The 1,048-nt window shown below is 70.5% G+C and carries 1 protein-coding gene and 1 pseudogene; both read right to left on the bottom strand.

What is annotated here, in order from left to right:
* Window positions 1-331, bottom strand: a pseudogene (locus A9W96_RS13730) (hypothetical protein); the annotation flags it as partial.
* A gap of 35 nt (window positions 332-366) precedes the next feature.
* A partial coding sequence (locus A9W96_RS13725; RefSeq protein ID WP_067140438.1) for a LysR substrate-binding domain-containing protein occupies window positions 367-1,048 on the bottom strand: 682 nt, incomplete at its 5' end.

Below are 1,048 nucleotides of genomic sequence, written 5' to 3'. Positions count from 1 at the left end.
GAGCGCCGGATTCGACGGTTGGAGCCATCAGCGGGACGGATTCGGTCACCAGATACGCGGCGAGCTGTTCACATTCCTGGGCGAGGAATTTGAACGCCGCCGTCATCTGCTCGCCGTAGCACTGCTGGGTCCACATGCTCACCACCGCCGCGACCGGCGGGTCCAGGGTGGTCAGCGTCATCAGCGAGTGGCGCACGGTGCTGTCCCGAACATTCATCTGCAGCCCGGCGACGCCCAGTTGCAGCAGCGCGTCGGCGACGTGACCCCGTTGCCGGGCACACCACGCGTCATCCGGCTCGGCCCGCCTGAGCACCGCGATCACCTTTTCCATAGGCAGAACCTACCCGGGGCGGGCACCGGGTAGGCCTACTTCACCAGCCGCACCTGGTGCTGGCTGCTGATCACTGTGCCGATCAGCTCGGCCAGCCGGCGATAGGACTCGTCGCGCCCGCTCGATGACCGGTAGACCAAGCCGATCCGCCGCCCCGGGCGGGGTGCGGCGAACTGCGCCAGGCCCAGGCGGCTGCGCGAGGCCTCGACCGGCACCGCGCTCTGTGGAATGAGCGTGACGCCCAGGCCGCCGGTCACGCATTGCACCGCGGTCGCCAGGGAGGCCGCCCGGGTATTGGCCAGCTCTGCCCGCACCCCCGCCTTGTGACAGACGTCGAGTGCTTGATCACGCAGGCAGTGGCCTTCGTCCAGCAACAGCAGCGGCAGGTCGGCCAGGGCGGTCGCCGGAACCCGGCGCTTGCCAGCCAGCGGATGGCCGGGCGGTAGGGCGAGGACGAAATCCTCGTCGTAGATCGGGATCGCGGTGACACCGGCACCCTCGGCGGGCAGGGCGATCAGGGCCGCATCCAGTGCGCCCTCACGCAGCACCGCCAACAGCCGTTCGGTCTGGTCTTCGGTCACCCGCAACGTCAGGCCCGGCAGCCGCTCGGCGACGCCGGCCAGCACGGTCGGCAGCACATAGGGCGCCACCGTCGGTATCAGCCCCAGCCGCACGCCGGTCTGCAGCGGGTCGGTGGACCCGGCCGCGGCGGCGCTG

Source organism: Mycobacterium sp. 1245852.3 (assembly GCF_001669335.1).
Taxonomy (GTDB): domain Bacteria; phylum Actinomycetota; class Actinomycetes; order Mycobacteriales; family Mycobacteriaceae; genus Mycobacterium; species Mycobacterium europaeum_A.
Note: the sequence above shows the minus strand (reverse complement) of the source record. Positions and strands in the feature narration are given on the sequence as shown.